This is a genomic window from Microbulbifer sp. ABF4_107, assembly GCF_056312215.1.
The window spans coordinates 1357558-1379513 of the sequence record NZ_CM149983.1 but is presented as its reverse complement, the minus strand read 5'-3'; the positions used below and the strand labels follow the sequence as shown (position 1 = coordinate 1379513).

The following is a 21956-nucleotide window of genomic DNA, read 5'->3' as shown; positions in this document are numbered from 1 at the left end:
CACCGCCTTTAACTAATACCTCCAAAATACCTGCCCCCCCGCCTTCGCGGGGGTAACGGGGGAGAGAAATAGCACTCCCGTCATTCCGGCGAAGTCCGGAATCCAGCCCCACCGGCTCCGCCCCCAGCACTCACCCCTGAAACCTAGCCGCCCGCGCCGCATGCAGCTTTTTATAGCTCTCGATCAAGCGCAGATGCTTGTCCAGGCCTTCCAGCTGCATATTAGTTGGCGTCAGGCCATGAAAGCGCAGGCTGCCATCGACTGAGCCCACCACCGCATCCATGGTTTCCTCACCGAACATCCGATTCAGGTTATAGCGATAGTCTTCCAACGCCAGATCCTCATCCAGCGCAATCTCCAGCACCGCTTGCACGGCGCGATAGAACAATCCGCGCTCAACGGTATTGTCGTTGTACTGCAGGAAGGTCTCCACCAGCTCCAGCGCTTCTTCATGACGCTGCAGGGCGAGATAAATGAGCAGCTTCAGCTCCAGAACGGTGAGCTGACCCCAGACGGTGTTCTCATCAAATTCCACACCAATCAGCGTAATGATGGTCTCGTAGTTGTCGATCTGGCTCTCTTCCAGTCGTTCAACCAGTTCCTCCAGTGCTTCATCTTCCAACCGGTGCAGGTTGAGAATGTCTTCGCGGTAGTCCAGCGCCTTGTTGGTGTTATCCCAGATCAGGTCTTCTACCGGATAAACCTCGGAATAGCCGGGTACCAGAATACGACAGGCCGATGCACCCAGGTCATCGTAAGTAGCCATATAGACCTCTTTGCCCATGTCTTCCAGGATTGCGAACAGGCGTTCCGCCTCAGTCTGATTGGTATCTGCATGATCGCCGGACTTGGTTTTCGGGGTAAAGTCCCACTCAACGAATTCATAATCGGACTTGGCGCTGAAGAAGCGCCAGGAAACCACACCGGTGGAATCGATAAAGTGCTCGACAAAATTGTGCGGTTCGGTAACGGCGAGACTGTTGAAGGTCGGCGGGGGTACGTCATTCAGACCTTCAAAGCTGCGCCCCTGCATCAGTTCGGTCAGGCTGCGCTCCAGCGCCACATGCAGGCTCGGGTGTGCGCCGAAGGATGCAAATACGCCGCCGGTGCGCGGATTCATCAGCGTCACACACATCACCGGAAACTGGCCGCCGAGAGAGGCGTCTTTTACCAAAATCGGGAATCCCTGCTTTTCCAGCTCTTCAATACCTTCGAGAATATCTGGGTACTTTTGCAGAATCTCTTTAGGTACATCCGGCAGTGCAATTTCCTGCTCCAGAATTTCCTTTTTCACCGCCCGCTCGAAGATTTCTGAGAGGCACTGCACCTGGGCTTCCGCCAGGGTATTACCGGCACTCATACCATTACTGAGGAACAGGTTTTCGATCAGGTTGGACGGGAAATACACCGACTCGCCGTCGGACTTGCGCACAAACGGCAAGGCACAGATACCGCGGTCGGCACGACCGGAATTGGTATCAATCAGATTGGAACCACCCAGTTCACCTTCCGGATCGTAAATCTCCCGGGTGTAGTCATCGAGAATGCCCTCAGGCAAGGCATCGTCGTCTTCCAGTGCAAACCATTTTTCATTCGGGTAGTGCACGAACTCGGCATCGGCGATTTCCTCGCCAAAGAACTGGTCGTTGTAAAAGAAATTGCAGCTCAGGCGTTCAATAAATTCGCCCAGCGCAGAACACAGAGCGCTCTCTTTGGTCGCCCCTTTACCATTGGTAAAACACATGGGCGAAGCTGCATCACGAATATGCAGAGACCAGACGTGAGGCACGATATTGCGCCAGGAAGCAATCTCGATCTTCATGCCCAGGTCGGCAAGAATTTTCGTCATATTGGCAATGGTCTGCTCCAACGGCAGATCCTTACCTTCGATAAAGGTCTGGTGTTCCGCATCCGGCTCCACCATCAGCAGTGCCTGGGCATCTTCGGCCAGGTTCTCCACCGTCTCGATCTGGAAGTCCGGCCCGGTCTGGATCACCTTCTTCACGGTGCATCGGTCAATGGAGCGCAGAATGCCCTGCCGATCCTTCTCAGAAATATCTTCCGGCAGTTCCACCTGAATCTTGAAGATCTGGTTGTAGCGGTCTTCCGGATCCACGATATTGTTCTGAGACAGGCGGATATTGTCCGTAGGAATATCCCTCGCCAGGCAGTAAACCCGCACAAAGTAGGCCGCGCACAGGGCCGAGGAAGCCAGGAAATAGTCGAACGGGCTGGGCGCCGAACCGTCACCCTTGTAGCGGATCGGCTGATCAGTGATGACCGTGAAGTCGTCGAACTTGGCTTCAAGGCGCAGGTTTTCGAGGAAGTTGACGCTGATTTCCATGGGAGCTACCAGGCATTGGGATTGGTCAATCGAGCCTAAAAAAAAGACTTTGAATAAAAATGTAAGGGCTACATTTAGCTTACATTACTGCGTACCGGCCTGCATTTAACACATGACACAGGCCGACCCGGCAAACTACTACGAAGCGGACGACGCAGTAGGGGCTCGATAGAATCGAGATACGTTAGTAATTGCCATAAGATTAGGCTTCAATTTGAGTGCTTTTTTCTCTACATAGTGCCAAGAAAAGTAAGCGATGATAAAAACAATTACAGTAACCAACACTGTATGCTCATACGGATTCAACTCAGGAAACGACATAGCAACCACCTGCTGGATCGGCCACGCGTAAATATATACACCGTACGAAATATCCCCCAACTTTCTATCTATATTTAAATTTTTTGTTGCGTAAGCGATATAAAAAATAAGATATGCGAAAAATGGAGGGGCAACATATAAGTACCAATCCTTGCCGAATGAGCCCACCAGAACTATTAAAGAAAAAATGGATAGTTTTCCGTTTACCGGGATAAGACTTCTATTTATGTAGAAAAACACACCAACGAGAAAAAACAGTCCAGGCTTGCTCCACTTGCTGTTAACCCCCAAAAGAGGAACATCTCCAAAATTAAAATATGCGAAAGCAAGTACTGCAGCTAATGTGAAATTCGCCAGGACTCTCTTAGCAAGTACGCCGATCAAACCGATACAAGCAAGCAAAAAGTAGCAATATATCTCGACGTTCAGCGTCCAAAGTGATCCATTTATGGCCTTCCGGCGATTCTCCTCAAACACCCCCGGCAAGGTCCACTCCATACGAAATATAGAAAATCCATTTTTCAAATATTCCCAAGTCTTTGGACTTGAAAAATACTCGGCCAGCGGCAGTGCCGTAAGCACGGCCCCTAAAACAAACACCGAAAGAAGAACACAAACCATCAACCCGGGTAAAACTCTAAGCGCTCTTGAAATAACGTAATCTTTAACGCCCCGATTAAGTAGACTGGCACACACCAAATACCCGCTAATCACGAAAAAGCCATGCACTGCAAAACTGCCAATCCATTCCGAACCTTCAAAAATTCGATTTAGTGGATTTTTAAGGCCATGAGTGGGCTGGATCGCAAAACTGTGGCCAAATAGAACAAGCCAAGCAAATACCAACCTAATTAGGGTGAAATTATTTTCGCGATTTCCATCGTAATCAACGAGGGTTCTAGAGTCGATTGTTGTGCTCATATATAACCTTGGCCAGCTTATTAGAATTAATAAGCTGAAATTGCTTATGACTTAGTAATTTATTATCACGCCACACGATGAACGGCCACAGGGTTTCAGCCGATGTTTTGAACCCACACCATGTTTTTGCGAGACAGTATTTTGCGCGGATATTAGCTGAATCCTCCTATAAAACAAAGACATAGCCCCCAGTACCCCACCAAATGCGAGACTGAACGATTCAACTGCTCAATTTTTGTACTACCCAATGTCGCCCACACAACTATCAACCAGAATCTCTCACTCGGAAGTGTGAGAGCAAACACAGCGCCATATACCCGCAACTTTATACTCGCGCCTCGGAACTATCCCTCCAAATCTGTCCCACCGACGAGGTACCCATGACGTTTTCGATGAATCTGCGCAAGATCGCCCTTCCCCTTTTGCTCGCAATCCTGAGCACTCCGACATTCGCAGCCAACAAGACAGGGGTTGGCCTCGGTGTCGCCCACGACCTGGGGCTGGGCGTGACCGCACAGTTGCGAGGAACTTCGATCTTTTTCAACAGCGACGCCATCGCCGTTGATATGCGCTTGCAGAACTTCAGCAACAATCTGGGCACCATGCATGCTTACATCGATGCGGGCGGCTTTTATCGGGACGGTAACGGCAATGGCGACTATTACCAAACCGGCGTTCGTCTGCCGGTTGGGTTGAGCTTTGGTATTGCACCGAGCCTGGAGGCCTACATTCAGGCAGTGCCACATTACGCGTTCAGCGATGTGGACTATAAGGAAGGCTTTGAAGTGGACGGGGCACTGGGGGTTCGCCTCCGATTCTGATCGCTCTTTGCGGCCCTATTGCACCCCGACCGGTTTGCAATAGGGCTTCCGGGAAATTGATGCGCGTTAAACCCCCACGATGCGCGCGCGGAACTTTCGCCCTTTGATTTTCCCGCTGGAAAGCTTGCTCAATGCCTTTTTCGCAACGGGCCGCTCTACCGCCACAAAGGTAGAAAAGTCGAACAGCTGGATTTTTCCGATCTGTGTGCCATCGATACCACCGTCGCCGGTCAGGGCACCCACAACATCACCGGCACGCACCTTCTGTTTTTTGCCACCGTCGATCTGCAGCGTGGACATCACCGGACGTGTCGGCGCAATTCCCCGTGACAGCTCGGGCACTTCCAGCAGAGTAATTTTCTGCTGCATCAGTTCTTCCAGCCGCTCCAGCTTGTAAATTTCCTTTTTACTTACCATTGAGAGCGCCACGCCCTTCTGCCCTGCCCGCCCTGTACGACCAACGCGGTGCACATGCACCTCCGGGTCACGGGACAGATGGTAATTCACTACCATCGGCAACTCTTCGATATCCAGCCCGCGTGCCGCCACATCCGTTGCCACCAGAACCGAGGCACTACCGTTGGCAAACAGCGCCAGGGTGCGGTCGCGGTCCTTTTGCTCCATATCTCCGTGCAGGGCCAGGGCGGCAAAGCCTGCGCGCTTAAGGGACTGGGCCGCTTCTTCGGTTTCCTTTTTGGTATTGCAGAACACCAGCGCTGACGAGGCATCGTAACTGGCCAGTAGCTGATACAGCGCTCCAGGGCGCGCTTCATTGTTTTCCACCCGGTAGTAGTTCTGCTCAATGGTGCTCTTTGTGTGCGCCGCGGCCACTTCCACCTTGACCGGGTCCCGCAGCACGCGGGTTGCCAGTGCATCAATGGTATTCGGGTAGGTAGCGGAAAACAGCAGTGTCTGACGCTCCTTCGGCAGCTCTGCCAGAATCTGATCCAGCACCGCCTGGAATCCCATATCCAGCATGCGGTCGGCTTCGTCCAGCACCATCGTATCCACATGGCTCAGATCAAGATTGCCCTTGCGCAGGTGATCCTCAATTCGCCCCGGAGTACCGACCACGATATGGGCCCCGTGCTTGAGGGAGCCAATCTGCGGTCCAAAAGGCATACCGCCGCACAGGGTAAGAATCTTGATGTTGTGGATGGCCCGCGCCAGTTTGCGCAGCTCCCGCGCGACCTGGTCTGCCAACTCCCGGGTGGGACAAAGTACCAGCGACTGAACCCGGAACTGCTCAACCCGCAATTTGTGCAACAACCCCAGACCGAAGGCCACCGTCTTGCCCGAGCCAGTCTTCGCCTGCCCGATGACATCCTGTCCCGCCACAATGGCCGGCAGCGCTGCCGCCTGAATCTCGGTCAGGCGCTCGTAGCCCAGATCCTGCAGGTTCTTCAGGAGAGGCTTTGGTAAAGGTAGCGACTGGAAATCGCGGGGGTAGTCTGTGTCAGATTGGGTCACAATGAGGGCTCTATTGATCAAGGGGGAACGGAAGGCCGTGTATTGTAGATAACCCTTGATAGATTTCCTATCCGCAAATAGCCAGCGCATCAGCCAATATCTTTAGCGTAAATTCGTGACGAAAGGCTTCTCTTGACTGGATGCGTGTGATTTCATCCCCACCACCCAAATGTACCGCAGTGATATTGCACTGCAGTACAAGGAAAATGGAGGAGTAACGAATGGATGCAGATGTCGTGATTGTAGGTGGGGGACTGGCTGGATTAGCGACCGCCTGCGGACTGGAGGCAGCAGGAAGATCCTATCGCCTGATCGAACAGCGCTCCCTTCCTGTGTCCGATGGAATGGGTATTGTCCTGCACCCTAATGGGCTACATGCACTGAGTCAGCTTGGCGTCGACTATCGGCACCTGAATGACTATGTACCGCTAACCCATATGGTCTTCGGAACCCCGAGAAGGAATCGGGTTGTCACACAACCCGTTGGATACCGAGGTTACCCGGTGGTCTCCGCATCGCGGCCAACCTTGCACCAGTTGCTCTACAGACATGTCGACCAAAACCATTGCCTGTCTAACACGCGCGTGATCTCCAGCGTCCGCGAAGGCGGAGCGACCCGACTAACGCTCTCATCCGGCAAAATGGTGATTGCACGAGACGTAGTGTTGGCCGATGGCATAAATGGTTTGGCGCGTGAAATAGCAAAACAGCAACACTCAAAGCAAGGAGTTTGGCGCTGGGTAATCAGTGACGGCAGCGAACCGCGGCACGCATATGAAATTCATAATGGAAAATATCGACTAGGCGTGTTCCCGATTTCCCCAACCAGCACCTATGTATTTCTATGCTCCCAACCCTGCAAGTTTGACCTCGAGTCACAATTTCGCACGCCGCAACTGCGCGAGATCCTGATGAGTTTTGGAGACCTCGGCCACCGAGTCAGCGACGCTATGAGCGAAGAAACACCGATTAGATTTGATGCAATTTCCGAATCAGAAGTCCACTGGATGACTAGTAGCGGAAATTTACGAATTGGAGACTCTGCACACGCAATCTCCCCAAATCTGGGCATGGGGGCGTCACTCGCCTTTGAAGATGCGGCAACGCTGGTACATCTTCTTGGAAATCACTCCAGAGAGCGTATTGACCAGACGTTGATACGCACTTATATATTGGCCCGGGATAAGCGAGTGCGTGCGATAAAATCCTACTCGAATTTATTTGGCAGAATCGCACACTTGCGAGGAAACCCTTTGAATCATCTCAAGTTCACCAGTATGAAACTTCTATCGAATATCCCCTTTTTCGACAATGCGAACGTGATCTATAAGCCATACTTCCAGCAGGTACAAAACTGTAATTGAACCGCTCCGGGTTTCGCGGAGGCTAATTGGTTTGAGTCACGCTGCTTGCGGGATAGCGGCCTGACTCTGCTCGTATAATGCCTCAAACTCCGCAGGCGGGATATTGCCAATGGGTTCAAGGAGGCGCTGCTGGTTGAACCAGGTCACCCAGTTCAGTGTTTCCCATTCCAGCGCCTCTACGGTTTTCCAGGGCCCCTGCTTGTGGACCAGTTCAGCCTTGTACAAACCGGTAATTGTTTCGGCCGAGGCATTGTTGTAACTGTCCCCCACACTGCCGACCGAGGGCTCGATACCGGCTTCACCGAGACGTTCGCCGTAGCGGATAAATAGGTACTGCGAGCCGCGGTCGCTATGATGCACGAGTCGGTGCGGAGCCGGTTACCGCGCGTGCAACGCCTGCTCCAGCGCATCCAGGACAAAGTCCGTCTGCATGTGCCGGCTGACTCGCCAGCCCACGATGAAGCGTGAATAGACGTCGACGATGAAGGCTACATAGGCAAAGCCCTGCCATGTCGAAACGTAGGTGAAGTCGGCCACCCAAAGCTGGTTTGGCCGCTCAGCCTTGAACTCGCGGTTGACCAGGTCCCGGGGACAGGGCGCCGCCGGGTCCGGCATTGTCGTGCGAACTTTTTTGCCCCTGACCACGCCTTGGAGACCCATGCCCCGCATCAGGCGCTCCACGGTGCACCGTGCCACGGGCAGGTTCTCGCGGTGCATCTGGTACCAGATTTTGCGGGCACCATAGACCTCTCGGTTCGCCGTCCAGACGCGGTGAATGTCCGCAGACAGGGCCGCGTCCCGCTTGGTGCGGCCCCGCGTCAGTGTGGGATTGCGCCGTCGGGCGGCATGACGGCGATAGGCTGACGGGGCCGCCTGCAGGCTCCTGCAGAGGGGCTCGACCCCGAACCGCTCCCGATGGTTGTCGATGAACGTCCAGATCACTTTAAACGGCGGTCGAGCTCCGCCTGAGCAAAAAAGCACTAGCCAGCTTGAGGATCTCATTGGCCCGCTTCAACTCGCGAACCTCGCGCTCCAGTTCCTTGACGCGGGCATCGGCAACCGGGGCTGATGGGGGCGCAGGCGCAGTAGCCTTGCGAATCCAGCTACTCAGTGTCTGGGCGGTGCAGCCGATCTTGCTGGCCACGGCCTCGATAGCGGCCCACTGCGACGTGTGGGACTCCCGAACTTCGTAGACCATCCGGATGGCCCGGTCACGGACTTCAGGGGAAAATTTAGGGTGCTTGCTCATATGGGCTCCATTCTCTCAAAAAGTGGAGCCTCCGCGAAACCCGGAGCGGTTCAAATAGCCGCCTTCCAGCTCAATAAATATCGCGAAAGTGAAATACCCAGTAGCGCTATATGTGCTACTGGCCACGGCCGGCTTGCAGGGAGACCATGTACTTAAATGGTTTGAGCAACGGTTGGTAATCACGCGCGGGGTCGAGCTGCCCCATCGCCAGAGCAATACTCTCTATGGTTGAAAGACTGTTTTCCAGCGACGAGTGGCGAATGATGTAGTTCGACTGCTGCTCACCGGCAAAACTCAATCGGGGTAACCGCTGAAGCTCAGGATGCAGGTGCAGCATCTTCTTGGACTTACGCCAGGTTGCGTCGATCACTACCAACTGTTCCAATGCGTTAGCTTCTTCCGCGCCCGGTGCTATCTGCTCCACCTCCGGCAACCACTCCAGCGACGGATATAGCAACGCAGACCGCGGCCGCAGTAATTCTCCTAGATCCTCACCCGACAATCTCTCCGCCACCAGCAATTCGCTATTATCAAGGCACAACCGCGCCATGCGACCAGTGTTGAACGGGTGCTTCTCCTCCAGGGGGTGCTGTATGATCAGTACCTTGATGCGATTGGGGATATGGACCAGCGCGCTGCAGTAACAGACCTTGAGCGGACGCTGGCAAGTTGGGCAGGTTTCGCGTGGCATAGAGTGATATGAACTCGGAAAAATCGACTGAATCTTATACTGCCCAGTGGCTCTCCGACGCAGAGATGCCATTAGCCAACAAATTCTACCGCACCCACAAATTCCGCGGCAAAGCCCGGCGGCACGATCCCTGTCTGGTGATAAGAGATTCAGGAAACCAGATAGTGGCCTGCGGCACTCTACGCAAGTTGACCGACAGCCAGCTACTGACCGGCGTGGCGGTCGCCGAAGAACACCGCGGCAAAGGTATCGCACGACTGCTACTGACCCACATGGCAGAAGCCTACGACAACAGCACCTTCACCTTCCCCTATCAGCACCTGGTTCCGTTTTATGAATCGCTCGGCTACGCCATTGTTGAGGAAGCCGGACTCCCGTCAGCCATCGTCGACCGGTTCCATACCTATCTGAAACAAGGGCGGGGTATTGTAATCATGCAATTCCAACAGCAATCGGATAATCCATAGCAAGCCGCCAAGTCTTTATCGGTGCGTCAACGCGTAATCGATCGCCGCGCACACCGCTACGGCCTGCGCGTCATTGCACTGCTCGGGCGTCGCACGCGGGCTGTCGGGGTAAACTTCGGTTGTCGTCTTGTAGCGCGCGCTGGTTACGCTGGCGCACAGTCCCAGCTGTTTTAGCGGGTATTCGATCACTCCACGGGCCACCACCGGTGAGCCGATTATTTCATTGTTATCGTCCGCCGGGGCGATATGGGTCACCTGCTCTACCGCCGCAATCACCGCCTGCTGGAATTCGGGCTGCGGGTTTTCGCTGTCATCCACCAGATAAAAACCGTCGGGAATGCCGCCCGGGGAAAATGGCTTGCCGTCGCGGGCGGCCAGTGCCGGGCGGAATTCGGTTTCGTCGGTGTCGGTGGTTTCGTGTAGGTCAATATGCATGACCACTCGATCGCGGATTGGCGAAATCAGCCGCATCAGGGCTGCGGACTCTTCGGCAGGACTGTTGTCGTAAAAGGAACGATTTGGATCGATGGCATTGGGGTTCCAGCGGTGAATACGCTCGTAAGCCCAGGGGCTGACGCAGGGCGCCACCAGCAGATTCACCCGGCCGGTATAATCTGCGGCATGTTGATCGACAAACTGCAGCGCGCCGTGCACCCCACTGGTTTCATAGCCGTGTACGCCGCCCGTCACCAGCATCACGGGTAGGTTGTCATTCCAATCGCGGCTGCAGATTGCCAGCAGCGGAAATCTTTCGCCGCCGTATTCCAGCCGACCGTACTCTTCCACGTCGAAGCGATCACTCAGACGTTCAATCTTGCTTGTCACCTCAGACGTATAGCTGCGGTGACGGGCCTGACGTGACAACCACTCGGCACGTTCCGCATCGGCCCACGGCGTGCCGGGGGTACCGATTGGATAGTATGCGGGAGCAGTATTCATTGCGCTTAATCTCCAGTTGTGAGCGGGCGTGGCCGGACTACATCCGAGGCAACCACATCCCCATGGTAGCGGCAAAAATACCGATGGCCATAAATATTGTCAGGGGTAGCAGAGTACCAATAAATGCGATCTGTACCCCCTGCCCCGCATTGCGCTGCTGACAGTAGAAGTACCACTCGAGCATAACCAGCGGAATTAAGTATTGGCCGACACCCAGCGCGTACAGAAAGGGCCCGGTAAAGGTCTTCCAGTCAATCCCCCATCCGCCCGTCAGCATCGCCCAGCCCATCAGTGCCACCCGAAAAAACCACACTGCGCTGGCTGCCATAAACAGACGCAGCGCCCATCGACGATGGTCGGCAATTCGCCGCGCTATCGCCGCGCGCACAGCCAGAAAAGCAAATAGCAGAATCAACACCCCATCGACGGAGATGGTAACTTGAGACACCAGGCCACCAATACTGTGGCGGGTCCAGGTCATATAGAGGCCACCCACACAGCTGATCACCGCTGCAACGAGGTAACTGCGGCCCAGCCAGCGATGAAACCCTGGAAAATGTCGGCGCACTGCCGGGGTCAGCTGCAGGGGGCCACCGCCAATCACGACTGCAGCCAAAAGAACATGAGCCGCTGCCGCCAGATTCCCCAGCGTATCACCATCACGAAAACCCGCCGGCAGGTGCAAGCCCTCCAGCCCGTGCAAACCGGACTGCGCAATCGGCGGAAAAAACACGGCGAGAATGTATATAAGGAATACGGCATGCCCGGCAGCCGCGATGCAAAACCACAGATTTACGGTTAGATCAATTGCGCGGTTCGTATCAATTGAGCGCGATATTACCGGACTAAGTACAGCGTCGTTCATCATTTTTCTCCTGCTGAATATACCTGGCAGGCATAGTCAACATTTCGGCGCTTCTACACATCCGCCACAGGCAGGAATCTGACCTCCCCCAAAAGGTGGAGATGACGCTGCGCCCGGCTCATCCGCAAGGCCCATGACAGCCCACCACAGCTGGTTTAGCATGCAGCAATGAAGTCAATACCTCACCACACAGCAGAGCCGGAGCAGCACCAGGCCGGTGCTTCGTCACTCCAGGCCAGGCGGCCATGGCGCGGGCCATTCGAGCGCCGGCCACAGCTCACGGACCTGTTGATTGCCCTGTTCGCCTTTCTGCTGACGATGTTGATGTGGTCCCGCGAACAAGCTCATGATGTGCTGGCCCTGCAGAGTCTTTGGGACGTTGCCGCGTTCCAGTGCGCCTTCGTCGGCAGCTTGGCTCTGCTCTGGCGCCGCACGCACCCCTGGCAGGTGCATTGCGTGATCCTTGGCGCAAGCCTCCTGTTGGAGCTCGGCCTGCCCGCCAATGGCATTGTCGCGATGGCATTCTCTCTCTACAGCCTCGGGCGCTATGAACCCAATGCCCGCATCAGTTTGGCCGCCATGCTGGCGACGCTGGCGTATATCGCGGTCGACGTAAACGTTCTGATCCAGCCCACCGCTTCCGGAACCGTCGCGCTGATGCTGGCGTGGGCACTCTGGCACATTGGCCGGCGGCAGCGTTTTCGCGGTGAATACCTGCGCTTGCTGGAAGAAAGAGCGGCGTATCTGGAGCGCGAACGCAACGCCGAGTCTGAGCGTGCGGTAATCGCCGAGCGCACCCGCATTGCGCGGGAGATGCACGATATAGTGGCGCACCAGGTGAGTCTAATGACCGTGCAGGCTGGCGCAGCCAGAACCATCTGCCGCAACAATCCGGAAGCAGCGAGCGAAGCCATGGCTGCGGTGGAAGCCGCTGGCCGCCAGGCTCTGGCAGAAATGCGACACCTTTTAGGTGTCCTGCGCCCGGTCAGCAACGGAACAACGCTGACACCACAACCAGATCTGGGCGACCTGCCCGCCCTGATCGAAAAGGTGCGACAAGTCCTGGCCAAAGTGGAGTATGAAACCCGGGGCGATCTCAGCCGCATACCTGCCAGAACCGCCCTCGCCGCCTATCGCATCGTCCAGGAATCCTTAACCAACGTAATCAAACACGCCGGTGCTGCGGCCAGCGTGCATGTCAGTGTGCGCGCAGAACCGGGCGAACTAACTGTGTGCGTGCGCGATGACGGGCACAGCCAAAGCCAGCAAACACAGTCAGAACAGTCCGGTGGTGGACACGGTATTACCGGCATGCGCGAACGCGCTGAATTACTCGGGGGGCAATTGCACGCGGGCGCAATAGATCGCGGCGGCTTTGAAGTCTACGCGCAACTGCCCACTGAAGATGGGAGATCACAATGATTCGTGTAATGGTGGTGGATGACCAGGCGCTGGTGCGGCGTGGCTTCGCGCTGGTACTGGATAACGAGCCCGATATTGAAGTCGTGGCAGAAGCCGGTACCGGCTGCGAGGCGACAACCGCAGCCCGGGAGCATCAGCCGGACATCATCCTGATGGATATCCGCATGCCGGAAATGGATGGCCTGGAAGCCACGGCACAAATCCTGAGTACAGACAGCGCCACCAGTAACGTTAGCAAGGTCATCATCCTCACCACATTCAACCCAGACGAATACATATTCCGCGCACTAAAGGCCGGCGCGAGCGGCTTTGTACTCAAAGATATTCCGCCAGAATCACTGGTAGAGGCCGTGCGCACCGTGGCCGATGGCGGCGCCATGCTGGACCCGGGAATTACCAAACGCCTGATCGGAAGATTCGCGCAAAAACTGGCAACCGGAAGCGACCTGACCGAGCGATTGGAACGGCTCACCTCCCGGGAGCGCGAAGTACTCTCGGCAATTGCCGCCGGCAAAAGTAATGCCGAAATCGCCGAAGCCCTGTTTATCGGCCCGGCCACGGTAAAAACCCACGTATCCAGCCTGCTGTCAAAACTGGGATTGCGCGATCGCGCCCAGGCCGTGGTTTTCGCGTATGAATGTGGGTTGGCCAACGTCGGAGAGCGCGATGTTGGTTTCTAGTACGCCAGTTGCCACTGCCTCGACAGGGCTGCAGCGCAACTCTCTGTATAACCTGGCTGCGGTAAGCGCGTTGCTTCTCGCCATATTCCTCACACTGGGCGCATACGGACACTTTGGTGCAGTTTGGACGGAAATTTGGCACCCGGACACAGCCCTGCAACGTCGCATTCTGTTGTTTCTCCCCGGTGCAATGCTCGCCACCACCGCGGCATTGAATGCCCTAATTGCCAAACCGCTCTGGCAGGCCCGCGGGTATGCGCTCAACATCGGGCTTGTCGGTAACCTGCTGACTGCGGCATACCTTGTCTATTTGGTAGCGCGTGGTGTGCCTGGCCACCCGATTGGAGTTTTCCTAGCGTTGGAAACATCCCTTGTGATTTTGCTGGCGGGAATTCGTGCAGGGCTGGTTTGGCCGGCTGAGATTAAGGCATCCACTGAAGGGAAAATTGATCAGGAAAACGTGTTCAGTCGATCGCCCCAAACAGCCCCAACTGCCCATCCACCAGAGAATCAAAATCCAGGTCGATAAATGGCAATATGGCATCCGCCACCGGCTTAAGTTGCTTGTCGATATAGTGCTGGTAATCGATCGGTGACTGACGGTACTCCAGAGGCTCCGGACCGCTGAGGGTGATCACATAACGAATCCAGCCCTTGTTCTGGTATTTGGGTGACAGCCCCTGCTGGCGGCGGTGTTCATCGGCCAGTCGTGCGGCGCGCACCTGGGGCGGAATATTTTTGACGTATTGCTCCAGCTTGCGCCGGAGCCGTTTGCGATACACCAGCTGCTCGTCCATCTCCCCTGCCCGGGTTTTCTCCACCATCTCGCGGATATAGCCGGACGGATCAGCGCCCTTAAACACCATTCCGTAGAGTTGTGTCTGGAACTGCTTGGCGAGCACAGTCCAATCGCTGCGCACGGTTTCCAGGCCCTTGAATACCAGCTTTTCTTCGTCCCCATTCAACACCAGGCCCGCATAGCGTTTCTTGGAGCCGGCCTCGGAGCCGCGAATGGTGGGCATCAGAAATCGCTGGTAGTGGGTTTCGAATTCCAGCTCCAGTTCACATTCCAGCGCGAGCTCATCTTTGAGTTTGTTCTGCCAGCGTGTATTGATCTCGCTGGCCAGACTCTTACCGGTCGCATCCGCCTCTTCCGGGCTGGGTTTGCCACTCAGCCAGACAAAGGTGGAGTCGGTATCGCCGTAGATAACCTGATGACCAAGCTCCTCAATCCAGCGAGCGGTCTGCTGCATGATCTCGTGACCGCGCAATGTGATGGAGCTGGCCAGGCGCGTGTCGTAAAAACGGCAGCCCCCGCTTCCCAGTACCCCGTAGAAGGAGTTCATGATGATCTTGATCGCCTGTGAGCGCGCGGCATCCTTTTCCTGCTTGGCAATGTCCCGCTGTGCCCAGAGATTGGTAATGATGTCCGGCAGGAAGTGCTTGTCGCGGGAAAAACGCGCGCCGCGAAAACCGGGGATGCTGTTCTCACTTGCCTCGTCATCCGACAGTTCGCCAGTCAATCCGTCAGCCAACCCCTCAATCAGGCCCATAGGATCAATCTTGAAGGTGCGGATAATGCTCGGATACAGGCTCTTGAAATCCAGCACCAGTACGTTGTCGTACAGGCCCGGCCGGGAGTCCATCACATAGCCACCGGGGCTCGCCAGACCGCCGTCGGCCGGCAGGTTGGGCGCCACATAGCGGCTGCGGTGTAACTTGGGCAGGTAGAGGTTGGTGAAAGCCGCCACCGAGCCACCGCTGCGGTCGAGCTCCAGGCCCGTGAGCTGAGCCCGCAGGCGCAGGTAATCCAGCAAGCGGGTGTGCTGATAGATGTCCCAGACCAGACGGCAGTCTTCGAGGTTGTAGGCGGCGAGTTTGGGTTTGTTATGGCGAAAGTCGTGTTCAATCGCGGCCAGGCGGTTGTCTACATCTTCGGTGTCCTTACCCCTACCAAGCAACGTCTGGGCCACGAACTCCAGGCTGAAACTTTCAAAGTTGTAAGTGGCATTCTTCAGCCCGTCGATGCCGTCCAGCACCACCCGGCCCGGCAGTGTCACAAAGCCCTGATTACCTTCGCGGCCATCCCGCCAGCGGGCATCGGTGCCGCCGCGCCCCAGCTTAAGGCGCAGACCATGGCGCCCGGCCCGTTTAATCAGCAGCCGAAAATCAAAATCCACCACGGCCCAGCCGATGATGATGTCCGGGTCCAGGGATTGGATTCTGGCCTCCAGGGCCTGCAGCAGCGCCCGTTCGTCATCCACCCAGTGGATGGTGGTTTCAGCACTTTCGGGCTGCCCCACCATCAGCACCTCTTCCACGTCGTGCCCATACAGGCCTATGGAATACAGCTCACCCTGGCCGGAGCACTCGACATCCAGGGAAACCACCTTGAACTCTGGCCGAACTTCTGCGCCCTTAAGACGCACGTTGCGGTATTCCGTATAACCTTCTTTGGCCCGGGCCACACCCTCAAAGTAGAGGCCACCCCGGGCAAAGCGCTCCATCAGGTAGCGATCGTGGAGACGAAAATCCGCTTCGAATATCTCGATCCCGCGATCTTGCAACAGGGTCTGGGCCCGGCGGTGGACATCGATCGTAGGAAAATACAGCATGGCCGCTTCTTCGCGGCCAAAAGTCTGGAAGCCCAGCTGCTGCCAATCATGAGGGATGCCGGCCAGCGCCTCGGATACTTGGGGCCGATCCGCCACTTTGACCATAAAAACCGGGCGCTCACCCTCAATAACCAGCTTGACCGGGCCCTCGGGTGTGGCCAGCCAGTAGTGGATACAGGTGCTGCCGCGCTGATCAAAGCTGTGGCGGGTGAGGAGAAATCCTTGGGACAAGAGGCTGTACTGGCTTGATACTTGGATTAGAGATTGCAGGCATTTTACTGGATAAATACACAGATATCAGCAATTGCCAGCGCCGAGCTTAAGGGCCCCCGGGCGACCTGGTCTCATCACCAGGAAAGGCGGGCCGCTACACGCGCTTCATCCGCGTCCAATGAAAACGACCAGCCATTGCGTTCACACAGCCGTTCAACGATTCCCAGGCCAAGACCATACCCTTGCGGCGACACAGACTCGATGGGTGTGTGCCGCTCATTCACCGCACTACTAACCTGATTGGTGACAAACAGCGCGCGATCTCTGATATGAATCGTGATTGGCCCCTGGCCGTCAAGGGTGTGCTGGAATGCATTCCGCACCAGATTATTGACCGCGATAGAAAACGCCTGGGAATGTCCGCTGGCAACGGGTTTGGATAGATCATCGATTTCTACGTCGACGAATTTCCCGTTTAATAGATGGCGCTGCTGATCTATCGCCTGGCTTACCAGCGGCATTACTGAAAACTGTTCGTCGTACAAGCCATCGTCGGCTTCGCGAGCGAGGCACAAGAACATTTCAATGGTGGCTTTCATTTCAAAAGTGGCACGCTTCACTCGCTCAACCACCTTCGCATCGGCCGCAGAAAGATCGCTCTGTTCCAGCAGCTCCAGCGCGCCCATGATCACGGTGATCGGCGTCCGCAACTCATGGCTGGCAGAACCGGTAAAGTATCGCTCCCTATCAATAAACGCGCTGATCCGCTCAAGGGTCTTCTCAATGGTCGTGGCGAGCACGCCGACCTCATCATCGCCAAACCGGTAGGACTCAATGCGTTTGAGATCTTCGGCCGCCAGCTTTTTCGGGTCGATCTCCGCGACCACCTTCGCGAGCTGCACGACTGGGGCGACCGCTCTGCGCATCACAAAAATTCCCAGCCCGAAACCAAGCACACCAAGTGCAGCCACTACCCCGGTGATCGCGAGCAATAACCACCAGTCCTCTGATGACGCAGCCTCAATCCCGGCAACGTCGTAAACCACAAAGGCGGTTCCCTGTCCGCTTTCAGATGGCACTACCGCTACATGGAGCTCTTCGGACTCGAATTCATACAGTCCTTCGGCAGGATTTGTCTGCGCCCACTCCCTGAGAGATTCCGGCAGGCTGCCAATGTCATCGTATGCACGAAGGTTTATCGACATAGTGGGATAATTTTCGACGGCAAGCTGCAGCTGACGTACAAGGACACGATCCTCGCTCAACCTCATCGCGCCGAAGAACGCGAGCCCCCAAACCACGCTGAGAACCGCAACACACATCGCAAATGCAATGGCGACGCGCTTGCGTAAACTGTAGCGGTACATTACTCAACATCCTCTGCAATTCGGTACCCGATACGATGTACCGTATGAAGTAGCGGGTTTTCAAACGGCCGATCGATCGCCTGGCGCAGCTTGTACATGTGCGAGCGAAGCGCATCGCCATCGGGACGCTCGTCCGCCCACAGCAAGGTTTCGAGCTCATCGCGAGCGACAACAGACGGGGCCGCCTCCATCAGTCGTTGCAGCAATCTCATACCCGCGGGAGTGAGTTCGACCCGCTGCCCCCCGCGGCGTACTTGTAAGGTGGAGCGATTCAATGTCAGATCACCGACCGTTAACAAACTGGTGGCTTTTCCGTGGCTGCGCTTGTACAGCGCCTGCAGTCGCGCGTGCAGCTCCTGCAGTGCGAATGGCTTGATCAGGTAATCATCGGCACCCACCTCGAACCCCTTGAGCTTATCGTCCAGCGTATCTCTTGCGGTCAGCATCAGCACGGGCGTTTCCACTTCCGCATCCACTCGCAGCTTGTGGCAGAAACTGAGGCCGTCCATCCTCGGAAGCATCAGGTCCAGCACAATCACGTCGAACGGGTTGGTTAACGCCAGGTGCATAGCGCTGATACCGTCATAGGCAAAATCCAGCACATAGTTATGCTTATCAAGATACGCGGCGATGTTCTCGCAAATATCGCGGTTATCTTCGACAATCAGCACTCTAATCGGTGCTTCACCCAGCGCTTGTACCATCAACGATCCCCTTGCCCGTTACGAGTTACCACGCACTATTTACCATGCGCTTTTTACCACGCATAGTCCAAACGCAGACCAATAAGCGGCTCGGCCTCGCTATCATCCTGCACCACAACCCCTCGGCGATAATCAAAATCCGTATCGTCGCTCGATGACGCCGCAGTCAGGTTAATGACATCGAGAAAAGCCGTTGCATCCACCGGGCCAAATGCGCGGCGATAATCCACCCGCACGTTCAACATGGCCGTGCTGTCTTTGCGGCCGACATTGCGCTCAGTGATCTCTTTCGAATAGCGCAAAGGCTCGCCCTCCCCCAACACGTCTGAATGAATGATAAACGCATCGTCTGGTCTGCCGGAAAGATATTTGTAACGCCCGGCCACCTTCCAGCGGTCGCTGATTTCCCAGGTCAGGCCCAGGGTAGCGACATGCTCGCGGTTGAACTCGGCGGCGACGGCACCGCGACCGTCCTTCCGGTCCACTTCGGCATCGTTGTAGGAGTATGTCGCGGTAGCGTAAATGCCCTCGCGAATCGTACCGTTGGCCACCACATCCACACCGTAGGATGTACCGTCGCCGATGTTGGCAAAGGTACCACTTGCCCGATCTAGGTCTACCACCAGCTTGTCGAGGTTCTGATAATATGCTTCCGTCAACACCGACCAATTGCTGGTCGGAAAGTATTCAGCCCCGATACTGGCGTGGGTTATCTCTTCGTTCCCAAGGTCGTTTGACTCATTCGCGGCGAGGTCTAAGAACCGTGGGGACTGATGAAAGAGGCCTGCGGTCACGAAATAGCGGAAGGTATTCCCCGGCCGCCAATTGACGCTGAACCTGGGCGACGCGAAGCTTTCGTCTGCAAAACCGTCCCGCTCCAGGCGCAAGCCAGTGCGAAAATCCCAATCGCCCCGCTCAAACACCTGCTCGGCGTAACCCGCATAGCTCGTCGCTTTCTGATTGAGCGAAGAATTGATGCTCTCGGGTGTCAGTACAATGGAACGCTGGTCCGGGTCTGGCCTGAAATCATCGTCGTCGTAGACAAACCGAATCCAATCGCCATCCAGGACGGTGCTATAGTCCAGTTCCGTTTGCGTTACGCGAACACCAGCGCTGAACACGCCCCACTGATTCACTGTCTCGAAGTCGCCCCGCCAGCCGATCTCTGTCTCACCCTCACCGATGGTAATAATGTCTTCCCGCACCGGAAAACTGGACGCGGGCGATCCCTCAGGAACGAGATCCGGAAAGGATTCCCCCTCTGAACTGATCTTGTCGCTGGTGCGGTAGTAAACCTTGTTGGTCAACACCGCTTCTTCACCGATCAGAGACCGCAATGTGAAACCGTACAAATCACTATCCTGTTCGGATTTCTGGAGCGCCGCGTCTTCGAAATTGGGCGACGCAAAAACGTGGGTCACATCGCGAAAATAGTCTTCGTGCGTGTCTATCAGAAGTACTTCGAGCGTATTGGCCTGATTGATGGGCACAACCGACTTTACGATCACATCTCTCAGCACCGGCGCGCCAATATCGAGCTCTTCGATGGTTTCAAAAAACGAACCGAAATCGAGACGACGGGCAGAAACGAGCAAGGTAGAGTCTTCCGTAAGACCGGCAGGACCATCGTAACCCACTTCATAGCCCGCAATGTCGAAGCGCAGACTCGCGGAAGGGCTTGGATTGCCATCGGCGACCTCCAGGTTGAGTAGCGATGCCGCCCTGCCCCCATAAGCCGCACTCCACCCACCGGGCGAAAACTCTGCACCACCGATCACGTTCGGCGCGAAGATCGAGAAACGGCCGCCGCCACCGATATCTTCCTCTTCGCCCAAGGTCGCATCAAAGTGCACCGCTTTATCAAACGGAAAATCATCAACGAACAGCAAATTGTCCCTTGGGCCGCGGCCGCGCACGCTGAAGCTCGCGAACTCACTGGCGGACGCCAGGCCAGGCAAACCATCCAGCGAGAGCAGCGGGTCCGAGCCACCACCCACTGCACTGCGCAACGCCTCTCGATCGAGGTAGGTACTACTGGCGGACGCAAATGCATCCGGTTGCTGCGCCCGGACCTCGACCTCCTCAATCGCCTGCTCGCGAAGGTCGAATTCAATTTTGACATTCTTGCGCGTAACCACGCGCACACTGGGCTCATAGGAGGAACTGAACCCACCTTTGACCACATTCACCGAGTAAAGACCGGGGTCGAGCAGATCGACGACAATGCGGCCTTGTGCGTCGGTTTCCACCGACCGCGTGGAGTTGGTATCCCGCTCCCTGATCACAATCTGCGCAGATGAGAGTGGCCGGTCCGTATTCTGATCCTTCACCACAATCGTCAGCGCACCGGGGGTTTCCGCTGCGTGGGTAAAAAGTGGAGTTCCCATCAACAGCGCCGATAACGTCAACCGCGATACCTGTGTCAATTGCCTGCTCATATTGTTATTCCCTTTATTGCCCCGACAACAATCTGCCGATATTTATTGGTGAATCGGTGGGAGGTTAACAATGCAAATGTGACCGAAATGTCGCTGAAACGTGAATAGACCATCAGGGCCCGGCGACCTAACGTTGAATCAGCTGAACGGAAATACCGGCACCCTGCTATTTGGCACCTAAAGCTAGCTGTTTTCGCCTTAAGTCATAAATGGCTGTATTACACTTTTTATTCCACGGGTATATAAGGAGTTACCTCGGATGAAAAGGATGTTGAAATTTGCACCTCTCTTGGCGCCCTTGGCACTGGCGCTTTCCACCCCTGCCTCTGCGGGCGCCTTCGGCCTGACCGGCCCACAGGACTTTATTGTTCGCGTTGGCGGATACTATATGTCCCCGGGCGATGACGACGTCAGCTTCGTCGATGATACCTACCGGTATTTCGACGCGTTCCGCTCCAACGTCGATCCCGGCTCCGAGTGGGGTTGGTATATGAACCTCGAGTGGAAGCCTGTAGAGCACTGGGGCATCGAGCTGGCCTATATGGACGGCGACAACCATACCAGCAGCCACGCTGACGGCTTTTTCTCGCTGGGTTTCGACAACGTCGAGTTTCGGGATATTGCCAGTTTTGACGCCGACATCAGCACCGCAAGCCTGAAATTCTACCCCCTGGATGAGACCTGCATGGTTCAGCCGTATATCGGTGCTGGCGTTAGCTATACCGACTTCGGCGAAGGCGGCCTAAGCCGTGAAGTGCGCGACGACCTGGCCGACTTCGGCCTGCGCGGCGACTTCGACCTGGGATCTTCCTGGGGTTATACCTGGCAAGTGGGTATGGATTTCAATTTCGGACGCGAGAGCGCATGGCTGGTAAACGTTGCCGCGGTTTATGCACGATCCATGACAGATATGCGCTTGCAGCTGATGGATGACGTACCACCGCCGCCGAATGTAGAGCCGATTTATGAGTCCTATTCCGGGGACTACATCTATGATCCCTGGATGTTTAATCTGTCAGTGGGCTACAAATTTTCCTTCTGACATTTAAGATTCGGTAGATTTTA

General features: G+C 55.8%; 17 protein-coding genes, 1 pseudogene and 1 other annotated feature. Of the genes and pseudogenes, 7 read left to right on the top strand and 11 right to left on the bottom strand.

Going from position 1 to position 21956, the window contains the following annotated elements; genetic code table 11:
- Nucleotides 1-130 precede the first annotated feature (130 nt).
- A complete protein-coding gene (locus ACYX4K_RS05650; RefSeq protein WP_475093096.1) occupies nt 131-2344 on the bottom strand; it encodes an OsmC domain/YcaO domain-containing protein in 2214 nt (737 codons plus the stop codon).
- A gap of 138 nt (nt 2345-2482) precedes the next feature.
- On the bottom strand, nt 2483-3586 hold the full coding sequence (locus ACYX4K_RS05645; protein WP_475093097.1) for an acyltransferase family protein: 1104 nt from the start codon (nt 3584-3586) through the stop codon (nt 2483-2485).
- Between the two features lie 380 nt (nt 3587-3966).
- Between ACYX4K_RS05645 and ACYX4K_RS05640 the strand changes: the two genes are divergently transcribed.
- A complete protein-coding gene (locus ACYX4K_RS05640; protein ID WP_475093098.1) occupies nt 3967-4407 on the top strand; it encodes a hypothetical protein in 441 nt (146 codons plus the stop codon).
- Nucleotides 4408-4473: 66 nt separating this feature from the next.
- On the opposite strand, the gene dbpA is transcribed toward ACYX4K_RS05640, so the two are convergent.
- Nucleotides 4474-5877 (bottom strand): ATP-dependent RNA helicase DbpA, encoded by a 1404-nt coding sequence (gene dbpA / locus ACYX4K_RS05635; RefSeq protein WP_475093099.1) that lies wholly within the window; start codon nt 5875-5877, stop codon nt 4474-4476.
- Between the two features lie 221 nt (nt 5878-6098).
- Between dbpA and ACYX4K_RS05630 the strand changes: the two genes are divergently transcribed.
- The gene (locus tag ACYX4K_RS05630; protein ID WP_475093100.1) at nt 6099-7241 is read left to right on the top strand and encodes an FAD-dependent oxidoreductase; all 1143 of its coding nucleotides are present in this window, start codon (nt 6099-6101) and stop codon (nt 7239-7241) included.
- 36 nt (nt 7242-7277) lie between these two features.
- Here the strand turns inward: ACYX4K_RS05630 and ACYX4K_RS05625 are convergent.
- Together ACYX4K_RS05625 and ACYX4K_RS05620 are read right to left on the bottom strand one after the other, a co-directional pair.
- Nucleotides 7278-8490, bottom strand: a pseudogene (locus ACYX4K_RS05625) (IS3 family transposase).
- Nucleotides 8106-8221: a sequence feature (AL1L pseudoknot), on the bottom strand. (Overlaps the previous pseudogene by 116 nt.)
- A gap of 115 nt (nt 8491-8605) precedes the next feature.
- Nucleotides 8606-9181: a tRNA-uridine aminocarboxypropyltransferase gene (locus tag ACYX4K_RS05620; RefSeq protein WP_475093101.1), complete on the bottom strand. Its 576-nt coding sequence runs from the start codon at nt 9179-9181 to the stop codon at nt 8606-8608.
- Between the two features lie 8 nt (nt 9182-9189).
- Between ACYX4K_RS05620 and ACYX4K_RS05615 the strand changes: the two genes are divergently transcribed.
- Nucleotides 9190-9648, top strand: coding sequence for a GNAT family N-acetyltransferase (locus ACYX4K_RS05615; RefSeq protein WP_476178784.1), 459 nt, complete (start codon nt 9190-9192; stop codon nt 9646-9648).
- A gap of 15 nt (nt 9649-9663) precedes the next feature.
- Here the strand turns inward: ACYX4K_RS05615 and ACYX4K_RS05610 are convergent, their stop codons facing one another.
- Nucleotides 9664-10587 (bottom strand): M14 family metallopeptidase, encoded by a 924-nt coding sequence (locus ACYX4K_RS05610; protein WP_475093103.1) that lies wholly within the window; start codon nt 10585-10587, stop codon nt 9664-9666.
- Between the two features lie 37 nt (nt 10588-10624).
- Nucleotides 10625-11452, bottom strand: coding sequence for a DUF2306 domain-containing protein (locus ACYX4K_RS05605; RefSeq protein ID WP_475093104.1), 828 nt, complete (start codon nt 11450-11452; stop codon nt 10625-10627).
- Between the two features lie 168 nt (nt 11453-11620).
- On the opposite strand from ACYX4K_RS05605, the gene ACYX4K_RS05600 reads away from it, so the two are divergent.
- Genes ACYX4K_RS05600 through ACYX4K_RS05590 form a run of 3 tightly spaced genes read left to right on the top strand, consistent with a single transcriptional unit; the run spans nt 11621 to nt 14083 of the window.
- Nucleotides 11621-12874: a sensor histidine kinase gene (locus ACYX4K_RS05600; RefSeq protein WP_475093105.1), complete on the top strand. Its 1254-nt coding sequence runs from the start codon at nt 11621-11623 to the stop codon at nt 12872-12874.
- Nucleotides 12871-13554, top strand: coding sequence for a response regulator (locus tag ACYX4K_RS05595; RefSeq protein ID WP_475093106.1), 684 nt, complete (start codon nt 12871-12873; stop codon nt 13552-13554). The genes ACYX4K_RS05600 and ACYX4K_RS05595 overlap by 4 nt, the downstream gene beginning before the upstream one ends.
- Nucleotides 13541-14083 carry a hypothetical protein gene (locus ACYX4K_RS05590; RefSeq protein ID WP_475093107.1) on the top strand — a complete coding sequence of 181 codons (543 nt, stop codon included), beginning with the start codon at nt 13541-13543 and terminating at the stop codon, nt 14081-14083. The genes ACYX4K_RS05595 and ACYX4K_RS05590 overlap by 14 nt, the downstream gene beginning before the upstream one ends.
- On the opposite strand, the gene ACYX4K_RS05585 is transcribed toward ACYX4K_RS05590, so the two are convergent.
- The 4 genes from ACYX4K_RS05585 to ACYX4K_RS05570 form a co-directional block, all read right to left on the bottom strand.
- Nucleotides 14019-16400 (bottom strand): DNA polymerase II, encoded by a 2382-nt coding sequence (locus ACYX4K_RS05585; protein WP_475093108.1) that lies wholly within the window; start codon nt 16398-16400, stop codon nt 14019-14021. The two genes, ACYX4K_RS05590 and ACYX4K_RS05585, sit on opposite strands and share 65 nt — an antisense overlap.
- A 116-nt stretch (nt 16401-16516) precedes the next feature.
- On the bottom strand, nt 16517-17749 hold the full coding sequence (locus tag ACYX4K_RS05580; RefSeq protein WP_475093109.1) for a sensor histidine kinase: 1233 nt from the start codon (nt 17747-17749) through the stop codon (nt 16517-16519).
- Nucleotides 17749-18453, bottom strand: a complete 705-nt coding sequence (locus tag ACYX4K_RS05575; RefSeq protein ID WP_475093110.1) for a response regulator transcription factor — start codon at nt 18451-18453, stop codon at nt 17749-17751. Before ACYX4K_RS05575 ends, ACYX4K_RS05580 begins: the two co-directional genes overlap by 1 nt.
- Nucleotides 18454-18506: 53 nt before the next feature.
- Nucleotides 18507-20891 carry a TonB-dependent receptor gene (locus tag ACYX4K_RS05570; RefSeq protein WP_475093111.1) on the bottom strand — a complete coding sequence of 795 codons (2385 nt, stop codon included), beginning with the start codon at nt 20889-20891 and terminating at the stop codon, nt 18507-18509.
- A gap of 259 nt (nt 20892-21150) precedes the next feature.
- On the opposite strand from ACYX4K_RS05570, the gene ACYX4K_RS05565 reads away from it, so the two are divergent.
- On the top strand, nt 21151-21933 hold the full coding sequence (locus ACYX4K_RS05565) for an OmpW/AlkL family protein (protein WP_476178783.1): 783 nt from the start codon (nt 21151-21153) through the stop codon (nt 21931-21933).
- The last annotated feature ends 23 nt before the right edge of the window (nt 21934-21956 follow it).